The organism is [Flexibacter] sp. ATCC 35103 (assembly GCF_001975985.1).
Taxonomy (GTDB): Bacteria; Bacteroidota; Bacteroidia; order Flavobacteriales; family Flavobacteriaceae; genus Flavobacterium.
This window is the reverse complement of record NZ_MTQF01000005.1, coordinates 502,069-524,008: the sequence shown is the minus strand read 5'-3', so window position 1 is coordinate 524,008 and position 21,940 is coordinate 502,069. Positions and strand designations below refer to the sequence as shown.

Genomic DNA, 21,940 nt, shown 5'->3' with positions numbered 1-21,940 from the left:
TATTTAAACAGCGTAAATTTGGCTTAAGCCATAAATAAAGCTCCTTTATTATAATTGAACAATACCAAATCATAAGGAACTAAAGTTGGCGCTACTTTCTCTGAAGAAGCATTGAATTTTATTCCGTTATGTTTTCTGAAAAGATAGATTTCTTTTAGGCAATTTGATAAACTCTGATGAATTGATGTTGTAAAAATTGGCAATTGTTTGTCGCCAACCAATAAATCAATTTGATAATTAGAGCTGCTTTTAGACAAATTGTTTCCTATAATTCGTATTGTAAATGTTGTAGATTTTCCGTGTTGTTCACCTTGATATTGTACTACCATAATTTTGTTATTAAAAAGGTTAGATTATTTTTCATTCAATTTGGATATTATGCAAATTGAAGAATTAAAGTTATAAAAAAAAAGTAAATCGTTAAAAAATACAGCTTAAATTATTATAACCTTTTTTTCTGTCAAAATTTAAATTTTTGATATGAAAAAACCATGATGAATTACTGTTTTAAAATAAAGTAAATCTTTATATATTTTTCTTAAATTTGATCAACTAATCTAAAAACCTAATCACATGCAAATGAATTTCTTACCTTTTTTTGCTTCGGCATTAATTACTCTAGTTACCGGCTTTATCTGGTACAATCCTAAAGTTTTTGGAACGATCTGGATGCGAGAATCCGGATTAACCGAAGAATCGCTTAAGACCGGAAATATGATTAAAATTTTCGGGTTAACTTATATCTTTTCCTTAATGATGACGATGGTCATTTCGGCATTAACAATTCATCAGTCCGGCGCAGTTGGCATGGTTGGCGGACCGCCATTAATAGAAACTGCAAAACCATCATTTGCTGCTTTTATGGCAGATTACGGAACAGCTTACCGCACTTTTAAACATGGCGCACTTCATGGTTTTATATCAGGTTTATTTTTCGCTTTTCCAATGTTGGCGATTAATGGCTTGTTTGAAAGAAGATCGTGGAAATACATTTTTATAAATACCGGATATTGGATTTTAACCTTAACGCTTATGGGCGGAATTATATGTGCATACGCATAATTATAAAAAACAGAAACCCGTTTGACTCTTAAACTCAGGCGGGGTTTTCTTAATAATAACTTAAAGAAAGTGAGTTATTATAAATAATACCTAATTTTGAAAAAATTAGCTCATACTTTTGAATACAACTTATTCTTTCGAAATTTACAACAGCACGTCATTATTGCCTTTAGAATGGAATTCGCTGGCTGTAAATAATATTTTTTTGACCAGAGAATATCTCGAGGTACTCGAAAACTCTTGTCCGGTAAATATGATTTGTCATTTTATTGGAATTTTTAACGAAGATAAACTTGTTGGGATTGTCATAACTCAATTTCTATTTGCAGAAAAACTGGAATCTTTTGGAGAACGCGATCAGTGTTTAAAAACTTCTGTACGTAATTTTGCTTTCAAAAATTTTGCTTCGCATGTATTATTCGTCGGCAACAATATGCTTACGGGACAAAATGCATTTGCTTTTGATGCAGCCATCAAGCAAGCTAAGGCTTTTAAAACACTTCATAAAGCAATAAATCAGCTCAGGAAAGACTTGAAAGCAGCCGGAAAAAAAGTTCATATTACGAGTATAAAAGATTTTACGGCAACAGAAATAGAACCACTTCAAGCTGAATTTAAAAACAATTATACGTTTTCGACGCAACCCAATATGATTTTTGAAATCAATAAAAATTGGAAATCAGAACAAGATTACATTGACGCTTTATCAAAAAAATACAGAGATCAATATAAACGTGCAAGAAAAAAAGCAGACGGAATTCAGAAACAAAAAATGTCTTTGGCTGATATTAAGAAGTATGAAGATGTTATTTATGAATTGTATTTTCATGTGGCTAAAAATGCGCCTTTCAATACCTTTTTCTTAGCCAGAAATCACTTTAGCTTTTTTAAGGAAATTATGAAAGATAACTTCTTATTTTACGGCTATTTTTTAGACGAAAAACTAATAGGTTTCAATACATTGATTAAAAACGGGAATATAATGGATACCTACTTTTTAGGCTATGACGAAACTATTCAGCGTGAAAAAATGTTGTATCTCAATATGTTATATGATATGATTGCTTATTCAATAAATCAGGGTTTCTCTGAAATTGTTTTTGCGAGAACCGCACTCGAAATCAAAAGTTCAGTAGGTGCAAAACCGCTAAAAATGTATGGTTTAATTACACACAGCAATGCTTTGATTAACCATAATATCGCCAAATTATTCAATTATCTGGAACCTAAAACAGAGTGGCAGGAACGAAATCCTTTTAAATAAATCAATATCTATATAAATATTAAGCCCTTCCAGGGCTTTATTTAATTGCCTTCTTCCACAAATATGCAGATAAATAACTCTTTTAGGAGTGTAATATTTATAGAAAACAATCCGTTTGAGATTTCCGGCCCCATCGGGACGACATTAATTAAACCACAAAACTAAGGAATTGCAATTTTCATTTGCTTATGCAAAATATAAATTTCTAACGAAGTCTGGGCACCACAATATTCTCCATCAATTTGAAAATTAACCGGGTAATCTGTTTTTATGGTGGCTTTATCTGTCGAAATAATTACAATATCATCTGAATCAATAGGCATATTTCCTGTAATAATTTTTCCGAGCAATAATAAATCCAGGCTTTTTAAGATCACCAATTCAAATTTTCCATCGTTCATGGAACCGTTAGGATTGATAGTTACCCCAGTTCCATATTTCTGAGAATTCGCAATTACGATCATTCTTGCCGTATGTACAACTGTATCCTTTCCCGTAGAAATTGTTGCAACAAAAGGATCATTAGAATCTACAAGCGTGTTATAGGCTTGCAAAGCATAACCCCAAAAGCCTCTTAAATTACTTTCTTCATAATTTTTAACTAGATCAGCATTGAGACCAATGTCGCTTAAATGAATACTTTTTTTACCATTGATACAAATCATATCCATTTCGATATAACGACTAAGAAAAGCTGTTTTCAGGTTCTCTTCAATTGTGGTTGGTAAATTTAGATCTACAGATAAACCATTAGCGGAGCCAGCAGGCAAAATGCCAATAATTACATCAAATTCTTCCATCGCTTCGGCTACCATTTTTATGGTTCCGTCTCCACCGGCAACTATAATTCTTTCCGGTTGATATTGATTATATAGTGATTGTATTTCTTTTTGATCACTTTTTCCTGTAGTTTCATAAACTTCCAGATCAAAATTATTTGTGGTTGCAAACTCCTGAACAGCTTCGATTAAACTCGTTTTATCAAGGTCTCCGGAAATAGGGTTTACAACAAATATGATATTCTTTTTCAAAATTTTATTTTTAAAGTCAATTAAAATAATTAATTTACAGCATCCATCTATAAATATACGCAATTAATGAAACCAATTTTACAATTATATCGAGGTTATGCCAATGAAGAAGAATTAATTGTAATGGGGCATGTTTTTAAAAGAACGTATGACTATGATTTTCAGAAGAAAAATTTAAAAAATGCACGTTCTATCATTAATCAGTTTAGAATAAAAACGCTTGAGAATTTTGATATTTATTTAAAATGCGGCAATCAGGAAATTCACACTAAAACACTAGATGACGGATATTTTAAATTTTGTATTCCGCTTGAAACAGAAACTAATTTTGGATGGATGGAATATGAAGTAAGTATTAGATATGAAAATGAAACCATAACCGAAAAAGGCAGTTTTATAAGACCTCATAAAGGGAAATTAGGAATCATATCTGATATTGATGACACTTTTTTGATTTCCCATACCCAGAATTTCTTTAAAAAAATCTACATTCTTCTGTTTAAAAATGTAAATGACCGCAAAGTTTTTACTGATGTTGTACCTCATTATCAAGCTTTAAGTTCAGCAGGAAGAAACAATAAGGAAGAAGAAAATGCTTTTTTTTACGTTTCAAGCAGTGAGTGGAATTTGTATCGGTTTATTGTAAAGTTTACTAAAATACACAAGCTTCCGAGAGCTGTAATTTTATTGAAAGATATAAAAAGAGGTATTACAGATTTCTTCATGAGCGGAAGCGGAAATCACGATCATAAATTTGATAAAATAAAACATGTTTTAGAGTTTTATCCAAATCTAAAATATGTTTTACTGGGAGATGATTCTCAACACGATCCTGTTTTATACGAGCGAATCTGCAAAATATTTCCTGTTACCGTAAAAGCAGTTTACATCAGGCAAACCGGCAAACACCAAAAAGAAGCAACGAAAAAGATCATGAAGAATTTAGAAGCTTTAGAAGTTTCTGTTTGTTATTATAAAAATAGCAGCGAAGCGATTATGCATTCTAAAAGTATTGGGATTATTTAAGGTTAGCGTATATTGGCACACGGATGACGCGGGTTTCAACTGGTTTTCACAGGTTTTTGTTCTTGTTTTTGTCATTGCGAAAAATTTGTAAACTGAAAACTGAACAAATCTAAAACTGAAAACCGTGACTGAATACTGTGACTGAAAACTGCTACTCCTAGCCCAGATTGAAGAGGAAAGCCCGGAGCAAAAAAAATTGCATTTCTTGTTGAAAAAAAGCGACTGAAAGAAGCTCTTTTTGCAACATTAGAAATGCATTTTTTTTGTGAGGACTTGAAACGGAAAGCTGGAAATAGCTCCTAAATCAAATACTAAGCAGTAAAATTATCAATCTCTTCCTGAACAATTTCCCAGTCAAGAAGCAATTGATCTAAATCACTTTTCTTTTTGTTATAAGCTGTAAAAAATGAAGCATCTTCGATATGTTTGTCATAATTAGAAGCCAGCAATTTATCGTCGTGCTGAATATCTCGCTCTAATTGTTTGATCTGACTTTCGACCTTGCTTAATTTATTTTGTAACGCTTTACCTTTTTTCTGGTCTTCGTATGAAGTTTTATTACTTTCTTTTGGAGCAGCAGCTTTAGCAACATCTTTTTTCTCGACTTCACGCATATTCTCAAGATTGCGCTGTTCTAAGAAATAGTTGATATCTCCTAAATATTCTTTGATCTGTTGATCTTTGAATTCGTAAACTATATTCGACATTCCCTGAAGGAAATCCCTATCGTGAGAAACCAATAATAAAGTTCCTCCAAATTTTTGAAGTGCAGCCTTCAGAACGTTCTTAGATTTAATATCTAAGTGATTCGTAGGCTCATCCATCAATAATACATTTATAGGCTGTAATAACAACTTACAAAGTGCCAAACGGTTACGTTCTCCTCCTGAAAGTACTTTTACTTTTTTCTCGACATCATCGCCACGAAACAAAAATGAACCCAGCATATCACGAACTTTAGATCGATTCGTGTCCATTGCAGCGTCTTCCATGGTTTGAAGCAAAGTAATTTCGCCATCAAGATATTCTGCCTGATTTTGTGCAAAATAACCTAATTGTACATTATGACCCAGTTTGATACTTCCCTGATATTCGAATTCATCAACAATAGCTTTAATAAACGTCGATTTTCCCTGACCATTTTGTCCCACAAAAGCAATTTTGCTTCCGCGCTCAACTAACAGGCTAATGTCTTTAAGGATTGTTTTATCGCCGTATGATTTCGTAACATTTTCGGCTTCTACCACTACTCTTCCTGGTTCTTTAGAAACTGGAAAAGAGATATTCATTACTGAATTGTCGTCTTCATCAACTTCAATTCGTTCTACTTTATCTAACTTTTTAATCAATGATTGCGCCATTGAAGCTTTTGAAGCTTTTGCACGGAATTTTTCGATTAGTTTTTCTGTTTCTTCAATTTTCTTTGCCTGATTCTTTTGCGTTGCCAATTGCTTTTCACGAATTTCATGACGCAATTCTAGATATTGAGAATATGGTTTATTAAAGTCATATGCTTTTCCTAATGAAATTTCGATCGTACGATTCGTAACATTATCAAGGAACATTTTATCGTGCGAAACAATTACAACAACTCCAGGATAACTGCGCAGGAAACTTTCTAACCAAATGATACTCTCGATATCCAAGTGATTCGTAGGCTCATCCAGAAGCAGCACATCGTTTGACTGTAATAATAATTTCGCCAGCTCGATACGCATTCTCCAACCTCCGGAAAATGTTTCGGTTTGATTATTAAAAACTTCTCTTTTAAAACCTAATCCTAAAAGAATTTTTTCTGTATCACCTACATAATTGTAACCTCCTAAAAGGTCAAAACGATGGGTGTAATCAGATAAATCTTCAATGATTTGTCCGTATTCTTCACTTTCATAATCAGTTCTGGTAACCAATTGATGATTAATTTCTTCTAGTTTTTTCTCTACAACTTTAATTTCAGTAAAAGCTTCATAAGCTTCCTCTAATACCGTTCTTCCACGTTCAAAATCAATATCTTGTCGTAAAAAACCCATTCGAATATCTTTCTCCTGAGAAATAACTCCGGAATCAGGAGCAAAATCTCTTGCCAGCATTTTAAGCATTGTAGATTTTCCAGCACCATTTTTTCCGACAAGTCCAACTCGATCTCCGGCACCTAAACGAAAAGTTACCTCTTCAAATAAATAAGTACCACCAAAAGAAACCGATAAATTGTGTATATTAAGCATGTAATGTTATTTTATAACTAATTGATTGTGTAAATTTACACTCCCAATTTAATGGGGTAATTTAATTTTTTGCAAATGTTAAAAAAAGGATCGAAACTAAATAGTATTTTAACAGGAAGTTGTCCAAAATGCCAAAAAGAAAGTATGTATTCAGACAAAAACCCGCTTCATTTGACTAAAGTTCTAAAAATGAACGACAATTGTAGTCATTGCGGATTAAAATATCAAATTGAACCTTCGTTTTTTTATGGTGCAATGTATGTGAGTTACGGTCTAAATGTAGCCGTAGGAATTGCAGCTTTTATCATTTCGTTTGTATTTTTTAAAACCACTATTGAAGAATCTTTTATAGCAATTGTTATTTCCCTAATCGTATTATTTCCTTTTGTTTTGAGACTTTCAAGAAACTTATATATTAATATGTTTGTATCGTATGATCCTAAGGCCGGTCAAAAATAAGGGTTTTCAAATACTTTTTATGAAATCGCTGAATGTCAATTTCGCGATCTAAAGGAATTTCATTTTCGATATTATCAAAAAGGGCTTGCGCCATCGCAGGTCCTAACATTACACCTCGCGTTCCTAATCCGTTAAGAATGTGAAGACATTTACGTTCATAATGTGTTCCAATCAACGGTCTTCTGTCTTTAACTGTTGGCCGAACTCCTCCAAAATGCTTCATGATTTCAAAATCGCAGGTAATAATTTCTTTTATTCGATCTACTAATTCTTGTTTTCCTTCTTCTGTAGGTAAATCCGTTTTATCCTGCCAATTGTATGTAGCACCAACTTTGAACAAATCATTTCCCATTGGCAATATAAATACACTTGTATTTACAATGACATCTAAGTTTAAATTGGGGGCTTTTATTACAAACAATTCTCCTTTTGTACCATCTAATGGCAAATAATTAAAAAAAGGGTTTCTATGCAGCCCAAACCCTTCTGCAAAAATGATATGGCGAGCCTGAATATTTTTATACTGAATTCCGTAATCAAAAAATTCAATATAAGTATTATCAAAAAACTCTTCCATTAATAGATTATTCTCTTCTAGATATTCTTTATAACAATCCAATAACAAAGCTGTATCTACATAACCAGTATGTAAAACTTCTCCATAGTCATATGGAGAATCAATACTATTGTATTTTTTTGTGATTAGTTTAGTAGATAAAAAAGGAGCCAGGTTTTTTTTGTCTGAAGCAGCAAACCAATTATTTTGTTCTTCGATAGAGAAAAACTTTCTTAAAATTGGAAGTTGAAAATTAAATTTTACTTTCAGCTTATCTTCAATCTGACTGTAAAACTGATTCATTAAAACCAATTGTTCCTGCGCTTTCCAAACTTCACTAAAGCGTTTCAAAATAACAGGATTATATAATCCTCCTGCAACTCTTGATGAGTTTTGGGATTTATTATCAATTACCAAAAAAGTTTTATTGTTTTTAAGAGCAACTTCCGCAAAAGAAATTCCAGCCAGTCCAGACCCAACAATCAAATAATCTAACATATTATAAAAGGTACTATATAAAAAAAACTCTTAATACAAAGGTAGTAAGAGTTTTTGGTATAATGTAATTAGAAACTTAGTAGTTCCACATATTTTCCTCGAAGTTACGAATCTTCTCTTTTACTCTTTCAGATTCTAACAATTGACTTTGTGCATCATCTTTAATGTAGGTTTTGATCTCACGATCGCCGTACATATTTTCTTCTTTATAGATTACGGCATTAAAATGTCTTGAATTTAAAATCTGATCAAAGGAAATAGGTATTGCAGAGTTTTTATCATTAAAAGCTTTTCCTTCATGCAGTACTTCACGGGCATTAGGGTAAAAAACCCAAAATAATTCAATATAATCTTTTTCGTCACTATTCATTGTATATACATCCGGAGTTACAGGACAAATACCCAATAATCGATATTTTAAATCACTCTGACGCTTGTCAAAATACCAGTATCCTTTAATCTTATATTGTGTAACATCAGCAGCAGTTAAATCTTGTTTAAGGATATACTCTGACGGAATTGACCTTGTTGCCCCAACAGTTTCTTCAACATAGGTAACAACTTTTTTCTTACCTGTACCAGTGACAACTTTTTTCTTTACAACATGAGTTTTGTAGTCATCAGGATATTGGTTGATTAATTCTCTACCGGCATCTGTAGTATCGATACGTGATAAAGCGCCTTGAATATCTTTTAAGGATTTTTTGGTATTAAAATAACTATCACTGTATACTTCGGTAATTTTACCGTTTCTAATAGCTTTTGTTAAAACGTCATAAAGCGATCGCCTGTCAGAACCAATATTAGCAGTATCTACCGGAAAATATAACGGAAAGTTTATTTTTTCGTTTAGATCTATAATCTCCCAGGTAGTTTTTCCCATCAAAATATCTCTATCGTCTACATAACCATAAGCCAGAGGCTTATCATTATCTGAGATCAGTTGTGCAGGAGTTTTAAGTCCTATCTGCTCAGCCGTTTTTGCATTCAGTAAATTTGATTGTGCATTAGATGCAAAAGCACCAGCGATCAAAACAATAACCATTAAAAAATTTTTCCCTTTCATCATGAACACTTTTTAGGCGACAAAGGTAACTAAACTTTAATAATATTTTATTATTTTTCTTACAATTATGTAAATTTTAAGAGTTAAGACATCAAAATAGGTTTAAAAAAAAGATTACTTCAGTTTGTTAACCAATTCACTGTCTTTAATATACATTTTCAGCATAATAGTAGTGAAAAAGCAAATACGAAAAACAATTATTTCTAAGCTTGATTAAAACAAAAAAAACTCTTACTACATGGTAGTAAGAGTTTTTAGTATGATGTAATTTAGATACTTAGTAGTTCCACATATCTTGCTCGAAGTTACGAATCTTCTCTTTTACTCTTTCAGATTCTAATAACTGATTTTGTGCGTTGTCTTTCATGTAATCTTTGATCTCACGATCTCCGTACAAGTTTTCTTCTTTATAAACAACCGCATTAAAACGTCTTGAATTCAAAATCTGATCGAATGAAATTGGAAGTGCAGAGTTACTGTCATTAAAGGCTTTTGCTTCATGCAATGCTTCTCTGGCATTTGGGAAGAAAACCCAAAATAACTCTATATAATCCTTCTCATCGCTATTCATAGTATAAACATCCGGAGTTACAGGACAAATTCCAAGTAAACGATATTTCAGTTCACTTTGACGTTTGTCAAAATACCAGTATCCTTTTATTTTATATTGTGTAACATCAGCCGCAGTCAAATCTTGTTTAAGGATATATTCAGCAGGTACAGATCTTGTTGGACCAACTGTTTCCTCAACATAAGAAACAACTTTCTTTTTACCAGTACCTGTAACAACTTTTTTCTTCACAACACGTGATTTATAGTCGTCTGGATATTGGTTGATTAACTCTCTACCGGCATCTGTTGTATCAATACGAGATAACGCACCTTGAATATCTTTCAAAGATTTTTTAGTATTGAAATAACTGTCGCTATATACTTCAGTTATTTTGCCGTTTTTAACAGCTTTCGTCAAAACGTCGTAAAGCGAACGTCTGTCTGAACCAATATTAGCTGTATCAACCGGAAAATACATCGGAAAGTTGATTTTTTCATTTAAATCAATGATTTCCCAAGTAGTTTTTCCCATCAAGATATCTCTATCATCTACATAACCATACGCCAAAGGCTTATCATTATCAGAAATAAGTTGCGCAGGAGTCTTAAGCCCTATCTGATCAGGTGTTTTTGCATTTAGCAAATTCGATTGCGCATAAGAAGAAAAACCTCCAGCGATAGAAACAACGGCTATTAAAAAATTTCTTACTTTCATCGTGGTATCATTATAAGATATTGAATGTAGTTTTAACTACTAATTTTATTGTATTTCGTAAATTACCGGAGCAGTTCTTGGTAATAAATAACTACCAGCTCCAACAAGTTTAGTCTTAATTTCAGAAATAGTAACCTGGTCTCCTTTTCCAGCTCTTGAAAGAACTGTTTTACATTGTGCATTTAATCTGTTACCAGAAACAACAACAGTAGGTTGTCCAGCAATTTTCATATTAAATCCAACAACATCTAAACCAACTTCGAAATCGAAATCAAGTAATTTAGCACCAATAGTAGCAATTTCTAAGTTAGATTTAGGTCCTTTAACAACACCCATCTCTCCTCTAATTGTTCCTGTTGGTCCAGGAATACCTTTAATTCTGAATGTTTTCTTGTCTGTAACTTTATCACCGTTTGGTAATGTTCCAGTTACAGAAATTGTAGCTTCAGTACCTTGTCCAGGGCTCATGTTATATTTACCAGGTTTTCCGGCAGAAGATAATCCAGGAGCACTTGCATTAATTTTGTTTGCATCAACACCAGCAAAAGATACAGAGATTGGGTTAACAACACCTCTATAAACAACATTCATCTTATCAGCTGAAATTGTAGCAGAGTTTGGTCTTGGTACAACAACATAAGTTCCTTTAAATTTCAATGGAATGTTTTTACCATCTTCTAAGAATGTAAATTGTCCATTAATATTTTGCTCTCCAACACCTCCTGCAGTTAATGAAATAACAGCTTGTCCGTTAACAATTTGTCCAGGACCTTGGAATGAAGTTGGTTTAGTATTTTCGTCATAACGACCTAAAACTACTTTACCAGTTACTTTTTCTCCTTGGAAATAAGCGTTTTTATCTAAAACAACAATCGCTTGATAGTTGCTGTAAGAAGCAGCAGCAACAGCCGCTTTTCCTAAAGCACTATTATAAACGTCTGCCTCAGTTTTCTTAACGTCATTTTGCCAAGCTGAAAGTTTAGCAGCAGATGCGATTGCAGGAAAACCTTTAAAGTGATATGCTAAGTAGCTTTCTTTTATACCTTCTTTGTTTTTTACGTCAGAAACATCAAATTTTTTCTCAACTTCAGAAATAATACCAGCATATTTTTTGTCTGTACCTAAAGCAGCTTTAATATCTGATTTATATTTTTGAATTTTAGCGATAATTTCGTTACCTTTTTTAGTGTAACCATCTCCTGTAAACCAGTCATCGATGTTATCACCTCTGTCCATAGCTTCGTAAGGAAGTTTACCAGTTTCTTTTTCTACTTCAAATCCTTTGATAGACTGAGCTTTTAAAGTACCAATATAATCGTAAAATTCTTTTGAAATTGTTTCAACTTTATGAGCTGTAACTGCAGCAATTGCGAATTCTCCTTTTGCTTCAGCAGCTTTTTGATCTAAAGATGTTAGTAAACTTGCATTTGTTTCTGTTGAACTAGTATTTGCACTTTCAAATTTTTCATTCATCAAACCAAAAGCAGATATAACTTCTTTTGATACGTTCATTGCTAACATTGCGATGAAAACCAGATACATCAGGTTAATCATCTTCTGTCTAGGGGTTAATTTTCCTCCTGCCATTTTTTCTAATTAGTTCTTTATTAATAAATTTAATATAATAGTCAAAAACTAATTATCCTTTGTTACTCATTGCAGAAAGCATACCACCATAAACGCTGTTTAAAGAAGCGATATTTGCAGTCATAGATTGCATTTGCTCTTTTAATTTAGAAGCATTTTCAGCGATTTCGCTATTTGCTTGTGCGTTTCTTGAAGCACTTTCTAATTGTACTTTGTACAAGCTGTTTAATGATTCCATTTGTGCAGCAGCCATAGACATTTCTTCAGCATATTTCTTTTGTCCTGCAATAGAATCTACTGTTGGAGAAATTGCTTTTGCAGCACCTTCGAAGTTTTTGATGCTGTTTCCTAAGCTTGCCATTAACTCACCGTCAATTTTAGCTTCTTTCAACATTACATCTAATTTTTGAGATAATAATCCTTGGGCATCAGCTTGTGCTTCAACTTTATCTTCTCTTTTTCTAGCTTGACCATTAGCTAATTCAGGGTAAACAAGAGTCCAGTCTAATTCGTCTTCAACTGGTTCAAAAGCCGAAAGAGCAAAGATTAACGCTTCAGTTAATAATCCAACTGACAACATCACTGTTCCTGTTAATGGTCCAATTTCAAAGTGAGTAATTTTGAAAAGAGCTCCAACGATTACTACTGCCGCTCCCATACCATAAGCGAAATTCATTGCTTTTTTACTTAATAATGCCATAATACTTTTTTTTAGGTTTTAATTTAAAATAGATTTGATTTGGTTATTGAATTTGAATTTAATTATAATTTACTTTTCTTTTTTCCGCTTCCGGTTGTTTGAGTTCCCATGTAATCCTGTACAGTTCTGAAACCAATATAACTTCTTGCAGAATCTGCATATTCGTGGTCACGAGTGCTTACTTGTAGGAAATAAGCAACGTCTTTCCAAGATCCTCCACGAACCACTTTTCTTTGGTTGTTTCCGTCAATTACGTTAGGGTTCATTGTAGAAACATATTCGTATGCATTTGGATTATAAGCTGAATCTGTCCACTCTGAAACGTTTCCTGCCATATTATATAATCCGTATCCATTTACTTCATATGATTTAGCTTCAACAGTATATAAAGCCTCATCAGCTGCATAATCTCCTCTGCTTGGTTTAAAGTTTGCTAAGAAACAACCTCTGTCACTTTTAGTGTAAGGACCACCCCAAGGATAAGTTGCAGATTCCAGACCACCTCTTGCAGCATATTCCCATTCTGCTTCAGTTGGTAATCTGAAGGCATTTACTAAATCACGTCCTTTTTTCTTAGATTTGATATAGCTGTTTTTATTTAATGTTCTCCAGGCACAGAATGCTTTAGCTTGTTTCCAGGTTACACCAACTACAGGATAATCCCCATAAGCTTTGTGCCAGAAATAATCATTGTGCATTGGCTCATTATATGAGTAAGCGAAATCTTTAATCCAAACTGTTGTATCAGGATACACACTAACTTGTTCAGTTTTAACGAAGTCTTTTCTTTTTCCAACTTTAGCTTTTGCAGCAGCCTGAATATCCATCCATGAATAACGGAATTTCAATTTATTTACATCAATTGTTCTTAAACCATTATATGATTCTTCAATTGGCAAATACATAGAATCCATTACTTCAGCGTAATACTCATCTGGATAAGCTTTAGTATCTTTAATTAGTTTAACTTTTTTGTTTAACTTTCTTCCAGCATATGGATCATCTTTTGTTCCTACACTATAGTAGTTATCATACATATACTTATCATAAGCCGTCATTTTGTCTGGCTCAGAATCGTTAAATGCATAGTCTGAGATACTACCTCCTTTTTTACCTTTAGCATCACCAGCAGGTTTTTGACCTGTTTCATCAGCTAAAATTGCCAAACGAACTCTCATTGTAGAATCTTTTACCCATTCTACAAATTGACGGTACTCACTATTTGTAATCTCAGTTTCATCCATATAAAACGAACGAACCGTTACTGTTTTAGTCGGAGCATCTTCTACATTAGCTAAATCAGCATCTGATTTACCCATAATAAAAGACCCACCAGGAACTAATGTCATTCCATAAGGTTTTTCAGGATGCCATTTCCCTCCTGTAACACCAACTAACTCACCTTTGTCTCCTGACTTACCACAGCCAATTACCAGTGTTAACATTGCTGCAAATGCAATAAACTTCTTCATATAAATTTGGGATTTCTATTCATTATTATAAGTCCGTAAACGTATTTATTATTTATCTAAAAAACAATACTAGTTGCGAAATTTATTTTACCGTTCAAAAATAATGTTAAATAAAATAAAAAAAAAATATTTGATCGATAAACTAGCAGAAAAAATCGACGTAAAACGTTAAAATTTACCATTTAGATTTATTTTCCTACTAATATTATTTAACAATTTTTTTGAAATTTTAAAAAATTATGATTTTGACTAAAATTTTGTTCTATAAAGCGTTTTTTCTCTGTGCTTTCCACCACCTTTCTGGCAATTCCTGATTACAAGCACTCAAATATTCGTCGTATGAACACGGTAATAACGTATTTCTTTTCAATTTATTGTGACCATTTGATTCGAACGGAATTTCAATCCACCAACGATCCGTTTTGTCACTTTTATAAAAAATTAATTCTTCATCTTCTAATGGAACAATATATTTTAAATACGTTGCCCGACTACCAAAAGGATATTCTTTTGAACGGTAATGATATCCTTCTATAAAATACCAAACTATCTGCGCAATAATTCCCGCTTCAGGAACCGTACTATTGTGATTAAAAATTCCAAAACAGGAAACTTTATCACTAATTCCCGCATATCTTGCTAATGAACATATCTCTTTTCCATTGAAACCATTCGGCTCAAAGGTAATCATATTAGCTGACGCTGACGACTTTACCGAATTTAAATCAATACTAATTAAATCAGCATCCCTAAATACAGGCTCTGCCAATGTAATTTTATTCGAAATTTCACCTAAACGATAAGCATCAAAGAACAATTTCTCGATCAAATCTATCTCTTCTTGTGAATTATAATAGGTCTGATATCCTATATTACAATAATTAAACAAGTTATTAGGCTCATCTATAATGATCTTAGTCAGATAAGAATTAGCCGAAACGGTTTCATTTTCTTTTCCAAAATCAAACTTATTATCTACGGCAACCATGTTCACCATTTGCTCTAAATCATCATAAGCGCGATATAAAGCATACGTCAAATCTTGCGAACCTCCTATAACTATAGGAATCACTTTATTCTTAATTAAAGTAGCGGTTACTTTTTTAAGAGCAAAATAAGTATCCTCTACAGAGTCCCCTGCAAGAATATCCCCTAAATCTGCAATAGATGCATCCCAATTACCAGGAAACATACTGTACAGTTTTTTACGAACAGCATTCAGGTTGACTTCATTAATCACATTACTATTACGACGATCTTCAAGAACGCCCACTATTGCAATTGTAATTTTGCTAATATCAGGAAACTGATCCTGGGTATGCAAAACAATTTTGCTGCCCAATTCTTGTGAAGACAATGAACTAATGAATTTTAAAATTCCGTCATTAACTGGTTCTAGAAAATCAAATTCCATTTATTATTTCTTTTTAGCAGCCGTTTTTTTAGCTGGAGCTTTCTTAGCGGTTGTTGCTTTTTTTGCTGGTGTCTTTTTTGCCGGTGTTTTTTTAGCAATCATTTCCTGAACTTCAGCCAAGGTTAATTTTGTTGCATCAACATCTTTACTTAATTCAATTTTGATTTTACCTTTTGTAATAACTGAACGGCCCCAGCGCGCTTTTTCAACCAAAATTCCTTCATCTTCCCAATTATGGAGCACTTTATCTATATTTTTCTGTAATTTATCTTCAATTAGCTCTTCTACTTCTTGTTGAGATAAGTTATCAAAATTATATTTTTTACTTACATTAATAAAAATACCATTCCATTTGATGAAAGGTCCAAAACGACCTACACCTTTTTGAACACCTTCGCCTTTATAAACTGCAATTGGAGCATCTGCAATTGCTTTTTCATCAATTAATTCTTGCGCTCTGTCTTTAGAAAGCCCTAATGGATCTTCACCTTTAGGTAAAGAAATAAAAACACTTCCGTGACGCACATAAGGACCGTAACGACCATTATTTACTTCTACTTCTTCTCCTTTATATTCTCCTAAACTTTTAGGCAGTAAAAATAAATTTAAAGCTTCTTCAAGCGAAATATTTCCAATATTCTGATCAGACATTAAGCTGGCAAACTTTTTATCTTCATCATCTGCTTCACCAATCTGAGCCATTGGTCCAAATTTCCCTAAACGAACAGAAACTTGTCTTCCGTCAGCATCTTTACCCAGGATTCTTTCTCCGCTTTCACGTTCTGCATTCGCCTCAACCTCTTTTACATTTGGATGAAACTTATTGTAGAATTCCTGCATCATAATTGCCCAGTCGATATTTCCTTCGGCAATTTCATCAAAATCCTGTTCTACTTTTGCTGTAAAGTTATAATCTAGGATGTTTCCAAAATTCTTAACTAAGAAATCCGTTACAATTGTCCCAATATCCGTTGGAACTAATTTTCCTTTATCTGAACCTGTGTTTTCTTTTAGCAATTTCTCCCCTACTTTACTATTTTGTAATGTAAGCTGTGTATAATTACGTTCCTGACCTTCAAGAGTTCCTTTTTCAACATAATTTCTATTGATGATAGTCGAAATAGTTGGTGCATATGTAGATGGACGACCAATTCCTAATTCCTCTAATTTTTTCACCAAAGAAGCTTCTGTATAACGAGCCGGAGGTCTTGAATATCTTTCGGTTGCTGTAATATAGTTGTTAACTAATTTTTCATTTACTTTTAATGCAGGTAACATTCCTTCTTGTTCTTCCTCATCATCATCATGCCCTTCAAGGTATACTTTCAGAAATCCTTCAAAAAGCAAAACTTCTCCCGAAGCTGTAAAAATTTCACTGTGATTATTTGCTTCAATTTTTACGTTTGTTCTTTCTAATTGTGCATCACTCATTTGAGATGCCAATGTTCTTTTCCAGATCAAATCATATAAACGAGCCTGATCACGATCAATATTTACAGAGTGACGTGACATATCTGTAGGACGAATTGCCTCGTGCGCTTCCTGAGCTCCTTTACTTTTGTTAGCAAAAGTCCTTGGCTTCGAAAATTCTTTTCCGTATGATTTTATAATTTCAGCCTCAGCAGCATCCATAGCATCTTTAGAAAGATTCACACTATCAGTTCTCATATAAGTAATAAGTCCCGCTTCGTATAAACGTTGTGCAAGCTGCATCGTGATTCCAACTGGCAAATACAATTTTCTCGCTGCTTCTTGTTGCAAAGTCGAAGTTGTAAAAGGCGCTGTTGGAGATTTTTTGGTAGGTTTGGTTTCTAAATCTGCTACCTTATATTGTGATCCGATATTTTTATTTAAAAAATCTTCGGCTTCTTTTTTAGTATTGAAGTTTTTTGGCAATTTGGCTTTGAAAGCTTTTCCTGCTTCATTTACAAATTCTGCTACGATTGAGTAACTGGCAACTGCATTAAAGTTTTGGATCTCACGTTCTCTTTCAACAATTAAACGTACCGAAACTGATTGTACACGCCCGGCAGAAAGTCCACCTTTAATTTTTCTCCACAAAACCGGAGATAATTCATAACCCACCAAACGGTCTAAAACACGACGGGCTTGTTGTGCGTTTACTAAATTATAATCTATTTCTCTTGGATTCTCGATTGCTTTAAGAATCGCTGATTTTGTAATTTCGTGAAAAACAATTCGCTTGGTTTTTTTTACATCCAGTTTTAGTTCTTCCGCAAGATGCCATGAAATAGCTTCCCCTTCGCGGTCCTCATCACTTGCTAACCAAACCATTTCGGCATTCTTAGATAGTGTTTTCAATTTGCTTACCAAGGCTTTTTTATCCGGAGAAACTTCGTATTTAGGTTTAAATCCATTTTCTACATCTACTCCTATTTCCTTTGATGGTAAATCCGCTATATGTCCGTAACTCGACTCTACTTGAAAATCACTTCCCAGAAATTTCTCTATCGTTTTCGCCTTTGCAGGTGACTCAACTATTACTAAATTCTTTGCCATTGCTCTATTTTTCTGCAACAAAAGTATCTATTTTTTTTAAATATCAACTGTGTGAATTCATTTTTGATTTATTTTAATATTATGTTTCTTTAAATTACAGATTTATCTGTATTCCTACCTATTATATATATAGGTATAACTTTTAAAGGTTTATCGCCCCGAAATATTCTTTTTTACCCGATATTTAATAGCCCGAATTGTAGCAAAAAGCCCAGAGTAAAAAATGCAAAAGTTTCTTGTTTTAAAAAAGCGACCAGGGGAAGCTCTTTTTAAAACATTAGAAACTTTGCGTTTTTTATGAGGACTTGTAGCGGAAAGCCGGAAATAGCTTCAAACTATTTTAGATTGTTGATTTTAGATTTTAGATTATACTTTATCTACAGATTTTTTTACTTGATCGCTATTTGCGTAGTTATTATTAAAATCTAAAATTAGCAATCGTTAATCAACAATCTAAAATCTTAACTCTAAAATCTAAAATCTTTTCTCTGCCATCTTGTCATATTGATCCCATTTACATTATCTTTGCACTTTGAAATTATACAATGGAAAAGATTATTGAAGAAAGTAAACAAGGTGAAAGTCTTGTTTTAGAAAATAAACCTGGGAATACTAAAAAGCTTTTTATAGAAAGTTACGGTTGTGCGATGAATTTTTCGGACAGTGAAATTGTAGCTTCCATCTTATCAATAAACGGATACAACACTACACAAACTCTTGAAGATGCCGATTTGGTTCTTGTAAATACCTGCTCGATTCGAGATAAGGCTGAACAAACTATACGCAAGCGTCTGGAGAAATATAATGCGGTAAAACGTATTAACCCAAAAATGAAAGTGGGCGTTTTAGGCTGCATGGCCGAACGTTTGAAAAGCCAGTTTCTAGAGGAAGAAAAAATAGTAGATCTTGTAGTTGGTCCGGATGCTTACAAAGACTTACCTAATTTATTAGCCGAAGTTGAAGAAGGCCGTGACGCCATTAATGTAATTTTATCAAAAGAAGAAACCTACGGAGATATTTCGCCGGTTCGTTTAATGAGCAACGGAATTACTGCGCTTGTATCGATCACCCGTGGTTGCGATAATATGTGTACGTTTTGCGTAGTACCTTTTACACGCGGACGTGAACGCAGTCGTGAACCTCAAAGTATTATGGGCGAAATTCAGGATCTTTGGGATAAAGGTTTTAAAGAAATTACTCTTTTAGGTCAAAACGTTGACAGTTATCTTTGGTACGGCGGTGGTTTGAAAAAAGATTTCGTAAACGCGTCTGAAATGCAAAAAGCGACTGCAGTAGATTTTGATCAATTGCTTGAAATGGTTGCTGTTGGTTTTCCTAAAATGCGTATTAGATTTTCGACTTCTAATCCGCAGGATATGCACGAAAGCGTATTGCACGTTATTGCAAAACATCCTAATATCTGTAAACACATTCACTTACCGGTTCAATCCGGAAGTAACAGGATCCTAAAAGAAATGAATCGCTTACATACGCGTGAAGAATACATGACTTTGATTGATAAAATCAGAGCTATTATTCCGAATGCTTCGATTTCGCAAGATATGATTGCCGGTTTCCCAACAGAAACGGAGCAAGATCACCTAGATACAATGAGCTTAATGGAATATGTGAAATATAATTTTGGTTATATGTATTCTTATTCTGAGCGCCCGGGAACTTTGGCAGGAAGAAAAATGGAAGATGATGTTACGGAAGAAACGAAAGCCAGAAGATTACAGGAAATTGTCGATTTACAACAAAAACACGCCTGGTTCCGCAGTGAAGAATTCGTAGGACAAATTGTTGAAGTTTTAGTCGAAAAAGTTTCCAAAAAATCAACCGAAGAATTCTCAGGAAGAAATTCTCAAAGTATTACGGTAGTTTTCCCTAAAGAAAATTATAAAATCGGGGATTTTGTAAATGTAAAAATCACAAGTTGTACCAGCGGAACTTTAAAGGGTGAAGCAGTTGGATATTCTGAAATGAATTAGTTTTTTTTTGCCACAGATTAAAAGGATTAAAATGATTTTATTTTACATATTATTTTTCTTACTTTTAAAAACTGTGATAAAAAATAATTATGCAACAATATCGAGAAGTTGAAACTTACAAGGTTATAGGTATTTGTATGGAAGTACATCGAAATCTTGGACCAGGTTTACTGGAAATAGTTTATAAAGATGCTTTAGAAATAGAGTTTAAAGAAAATAATATTCTTTTTGAAAGAGAAAAAGAATATTTAATTGAATATAAAGGTAAAATTTTGCCTCATAAATTTTACGCTGACTTTATTATTAATGAAGATATCGTTTTAGAGGTAAAAGCAATTAAGGATTTTTCAAGTGAACATATTGCTCAGATTTTAAATTACATAAAATTATCGAAGTCAGAAGTAGGACTGCTTGTCAATTTTCAAACAAAATCACTTCAATACAAAAGATATGTTTTATAATTTTAAAAAATCTTTTTAATCATTTTAATCTGTGGCAAAAGATAAAAAACATACATGGAAACAGTTCAAGCAATAAAACAACGATTTGAAATTATTGGAAATGATCCGAAATTAAATCGTGCCATCGAAAAAGCCATTCAGGTTGCTCCTACAGATATATCAGTAATGGTAACTGGGGAAAGTGGTGTTGGTAAAGAAAATATTCCAAGAATAATCCATTCGCTTTCACATAGAAAGCATGGTAAATATATTGCTGTAAACTGTGGTGCAATTCCGGAAGGAACAATTGACAGTGAACTCTTTGGTCACGAAAAAGGTGCCTTTACCGGCGCTACAAGTACACGTGAAGGTTATTTTGAAGTAGCCGATGGCGGAACTATTTTTCTGGATGAAGTTGGTGAATTACCCCTTACGACCCAAGTTCGTTTGCTTCGTGTACTTGAAAATGGTGAATTTATAAAAGTAGGTTCTTCTCAGGTTCAAAAAACCAATGTTAGGATTGTTGCGGCTACAAACGTGAACTTATTCAATGCTATTGAAAAAGGAAAATTTCGTGAGGATTTATACTATCGTCTGACAACTGTCGAAATTACTTTACCGCCATTACGCGAAAGAAACGAAGACATTCACCTGTTATTCAGAAAATTTGTTGCTGATTTTGCGCATAAATATAAAATGCCACCGTTAAAATTAGACGATGATGCGGTACAGCTTTTACAAAAATTCAGATGGAACGGAAACATTCGTCAATTGCGAAATGTAGCCGAACAAATTTCAGTTTTAGAAACCAATCGTGATATTACGCTTGCAACTTTACAGTCATATTTGCCAACTGAAGGAACTAATTTACCATCTGTAATTAACGATAAGAAAAAAGAAAGTGATTTCAGTACCGAAAGAGACATCCTATACAAAGTGCTTTTTGATATGAAAAGCGACCTGAATGATCTGAAAAAACTCACTCTTGAATTGATGAAAAATGGTACAAAAGTACAAGACATCAATCCTAATTTGATTCAGAAAATATACGGTTCGCAAGAAAATGAAAGCGAAATAGATTTTGAAGAAGAACCAAGAACTGCTGTCATGACGCCTGCAACACGCGAAGATAATTATCAAATACAGGACGATAATTATTTATTTGCTGAAACAATTGAAGAAGAAGAGGTTTTACGTTTAGAGCAAAAGGAAATCGAAATGATAAAAAAATCATTAGAAAAGAACAAAGGAAAACGAAAAGCTGCGGCAGACGAATTGGGTATTTCTGAAAGAACTTTGTATAGAAAAATCAAACAATTTGACCTGTAAATAGAAAATTCCAAAAAATAAATTCCAAATTCC

Annotated in this window: 18 protein-coding genes; 7 read left to right on the top strand and 11 right to left on the bottom strand. The window is 33.2% G+C overall.

The genetic code is table 11. From position 1 onward, the window contains the following. Positions 1-23: 23 nt before the first annotated feature. The gene (locus BXU01_RS13420) at positions 24-329 is read right to left on the bottom strand and encodes a hypothetical protein (RefSeq protein WP_083693660.1); all 306 of its coding nucleotides are present in this window, start codon (positions 327-329) and stop codon (positions 24-26) included. A gap of 244 nt (positions 330-573) precedes the next feature. Between BXU01_RS13420 and BXU01_RS13415 the strand changes: the two genes are divergently transcribed. Both BXU01_RS13415 and BXU01_RS13410 read left to right on the top strand, forming a co-directional pair. Further along, positions 574-1,062 (top strand): DUF1761 domain-containing protein, encoded by a 489-nt coding sequence (locus BXU01_RS13415; RefSeq protein WP_083693659.1) that lies wholly within the window; start codon positions 574-576, stop codon positions 1,060-1,062. Positions 1,063-1,180: 118 nt separating this feature from the next. Beyond that, the gene (locus BXU01_RS13410; protein ID WP_083693658.1) at positions 1,181-2,326 is read left to right on the top strand and encodes a GNAT family N-acetyltransferase; all 1,146 of its coding nucleotides are present in this window, start codon (positions 1,181-1,183) and stop codon (positions 2,324-2,326) included. Between the two features lie 161 nt (positions 2,327-2,487). Here BXU01_RS13410 and BXU01_RS13405 read toward each other — a convergent pair whose 3' ends face one another. Continuing rightward, a complete protein-coding gene (locus BXU01_RS13405; protein WP_083693688.1) occupies positions 2,488-3,357 on the bottom strand; it encodes a diacylglycerol kinase family protein in 870 nt (289 codons plus the stop codon). 66 nt (positions 3,358-3,423) lie between these two features. Between BXU01_RS13405 and BXU01_RS13400 the strand changes: the two genes are divergently transcribed. Next, positions 3,424-4,383, top strand: coding sequence for an App1 family protein (locus tag BXU01_RS13400; RefSeq protein ID WP_083693657.1), 960 nt, complete (start codon positions 3,424-3,426; stop codon positions 4,381-4,383). A 311-nt stretch (positions 4,384-4,694) separates the two neighbouring features. Here the strand turns inward: BXU01_RS13400 and abc-f are convergent, their stop codons facing one another. After that, positions 4,695-6,608, bottom strand: coding sequence for a ribosomal protection-like ABC-F family protein (abc-f, locus tag BXU01_RS13395; RefSeq protein ID WP_083693656.1), 1,914 nt, complete (start codon positions 6,606-6,608; stop codon positions 4,695-4,697). Positions 6,609-6,683: 75 nt separating this feature from the next. On the opposite strand from abc-f, the gene BXU01_RS13390 reads away from it, so the two are divergent. Continuing rightward, positions 6,684-7,067, top strand: coding sequence for a DUF983 domain-containing protein (locus BXU01_RS13390; protein ID WP_083693655.1), 384 nt, complete (start codon positions 6,684-6,686; stop codon positions 7,065-7,067). Here the strand turns inward: BXU01_RS13390 and BXU01_RS13385 are convergent. The 8 genes from BXU01_RS13385 to topA all read right to left on the bottom strand — a co-directional run bounded on the left by BXU01_RS13385 (position 7,048) and on the right by topA (position 18,147). Continuing rightward, positions 7,048-8,121, bottom strand: coding sequence for an FAD-binding oxidoreductase (locus BXU01_RS13385; RefSeq protein WP_083693654.1), 1,074 nt, complete (start codon positions 8,119-8,121; stop codon positions 7,048-7,050). The two genes, BXU01_RS13390 and BXU01_RS13385, sit on opposite strands and share 20 nt — an antisense overlap. Positions 8,122-8,197: 76 nt before the next feature. Continuing rightward, positions 8,198-9,187, bottom strand: coding sequence for a gliding motility protein GldN (gene gldN / locus BXU01_RS13380; RefSeq protein ID WP_083693653.1), 990 nt, complete (start codon positions 9,185-9,187; stop codon positions 8,198-8,200). A gap of 277 nt (positions 9,188-9,464) precedes the next feature. Next, positions 9,465-10,454: a gliding motility protein GldN gene (gldN, locus tag BXU01_RS13375; protein WP_055094848.1), complete on the bottom strand. Its 990-nt coding sequence runs from the start codon at positions 10,452-10,454 to the stop codon at positions 9,465-9,467. A gap of 45 nt (positions 10,455-10,499) precedes the next feature. Then, a complete protein-coding gene (gldM, locus tag BXU01_RS13370) occupies positions 10,500-12,041 on the bottom strand; it encodes a gliding motility protein GldM (RefSeq protein ID WP_055094850.1) in 1,542 nt (513 codons plus the stop codon). 52 nt (positions 12,042-12,093) lie between these two features. After that, complete coding sequence (gene gldL, locus BXU01_RS13365) at positions 12,094-12,741, bottom strand: gliding motility protein GldL (RefSeq protein WP_083693652.1); 648 nt, start codon at positions 12,739-12,741, stop codon at positions 12,094-12,096. 62 nt (positions 12,742-12,803) lie between these two features. Beyond that, positions 12,804-14,213 carry a gliding motility lipoprotein GldK gene (gene gldK, locus BXU01_RS13360; RefSeq protein ID WP_055094854.1) on the bottom strand — a complete coding sequence of 470 codons (1,410 nt, stop codon included), beginning with the start codon at positions 14,211-14,213 and terminating at the stop codon, positions 12,804-12,806. A 262-nt stretch (positions 14,214-14,475) separates the two neighbouring features. Beyond that, complete coding sequence (locus BXU01_RS13355) at positions 14,476-15,627, bottom strand: formimidoylglutamase (protein ID WP_083693651.1); 1,152 nt, start codon at positions 15,625-15,627, stop codon at positions 14,476-14,478. Between the two features lie 3 nt (positions 15,628-15,630). After that, on the bottom strand, positions 15,631-18,147 hold the full coding sequence (gene topA / locus BXU01_RS13350; RefSeq protein ID WP_083693650.1) for a type I DNA topoisomerase: 2,517 nt from the start codon (positions 18,145-18,147) through the stop codon (positions 15,631-15,633). Positions 18,148-18,692: 545 nt separating this feature from the next. Here topA and miaB point away from each other — a divergent pair. The 3 genes from miaB (at position 18,693) to BXU01_RS13335 (ending at position 21,907) form a co-directional block, all read left to right on the top strand. Beyond that, positions 18,693-20,138, top strand: coding sequence for a tRNA (N6-isopentenyl adenosine(37)-C2)-methylthiotransferase MiaB (miaB, locus tag BXU01_RS13345; protein ID WP_083693649.1), 1,446 nt, complete (start codon positions 18,693-18,695; stop codon positions 20,136-20,138). An 89-nt stretch (positions 20,139-20,227) separates the two neighbouring features. Then, on the top strand, positions 20,228-20,599 hold the full coding sequence (locus BXU01_RS13340; protein ID WP_055094862.1) for a GxxExxY protein: 372 nt from the start codon (positions 20,228-20,230) through the stop codon (positions 20,597-20,599). A 54-nt stretch (positions 20,600-20,653) separates the two neighbouring features. Continuing rightward, positions 20,654-21,907: a sigma-54-dependent Fis family transcriptional regulator gene (locus BXU01_RS13335; protein ID WP_083693648.1), complete on the top strand. Its 1,254-nt coding sequence runs from the start codon at positions 20,654-20,656 to the stop codon at positions 21,905-21,907. Positions 21,908-21,940: the final 33 nt, after the last annotated feature.

Bases quoted from the DNA above. Each gene is read 5' to 3' on its own strand.
- gldN (WP_083693653.1), bottom strand. From the start codon at position 9,187: ATGAAAGGGAAAAATTTTTTAATGGTTATTGTTTTGATCGCTGGTGCT.
- BXU01_RS13335 (WP_083693648.1), top strand. From the start codon at position 20,654: ATGGAAACAGTTCAAGCAATAAAACAACGATTTGAAATTATTGGAAAT.
- BXU01_RS13390 (WP_083693655.1), top strand. From the start codon at position 6,684: ATGTTAAAAAAAGGATCGAAACTAAATAGTATTTTAACAGGAAGTTGT.
- BXU01_RS13340 (WP_055094862.1), top strand. From the start codon at position 20,228: ATGCAACAATATCGAGAAGTTGAAACTTACAAGGTTATAGGTATTTGT.
- gldL (WP_083693652.1), bottom strand. From the start codon at position 12,741: ATGGCATTATTAAGTAAAAAAGCAATGAATTTCGCTTATGGTATGGGA.
- gldM (WP_055094850.1), bottom strand. From the start codon at position 12,041: ATGGCAGGAGGAAAATTAACCCCTAGACAGAAGATGATTAACCTGATG.
- gldK (WP_055094854.1), bottom strand. From the start codon at position 14,213: ATGAAGAAGTTTATTGCATTTGCAGCAATGTTAACACTGGTAATTGGC.
- miaB (WP_083693649.1), top strand. From the start codon at position 18,693: ATGGAAAAGATTATTGAAGAAAGTAAACAAGGTGAAAGTCTTGTTTTA.
- BXU01_RS13400 (WP_083693657.1), top strand. From the start codon at position 3,424: ATGAAACCAATTTTACAATTATATCGAGGTTATGCCAATGAAGAAGAA.
- topA (WP_083693650.1), bottom strand. From the start codon at position 18,147: ATGGCAAAGAATTTAGTAATAGTTGAGTCACCTGCAAAGGCGAAAACG.
- BXU01_RS13415 (WP_083693659.1), top strand. From the start codon at position 574: ATGCAAATGAATTTCTTACCTTTTTTTGCTTCGGCATTAATTACTCTA.
- BXU01_RS13420 (WP_083693660.1), bottom strand. From the start codon at position 329: ATGGTAGTACAATATCAAGGTGAACAACACGGAAAATCTACAACATTT.
- abc-f (WP_083693656.1), bottom strand. From the start codon at position 6,608: ATGCTTAATATACACAATTTATCGGTTTCTTTTGGTGGTACTTATTTA.
- BXU01_RS13385 (WP_083693654.1), bottom strand. From the start codon at position 8,121: ATGTTAGATTATTTGATTGTTGGGTCTGGACTGGCTGGAATTTCTTTT.
- BXU01_RS13355 (WP_083693651.1), bottom strand. From the start codon at position 15,627: ATGGAATTTGATTTTCTAGAACCAGTTAATGACGGAATTTTAAAATTC.
- gldN (WP_055094848.1), bottom strand. From the start codon at position 10,454: ATGAAAGTAAGAAATTTTTTAATAGCCGTTGTTTCTATCGCTGGAGGT.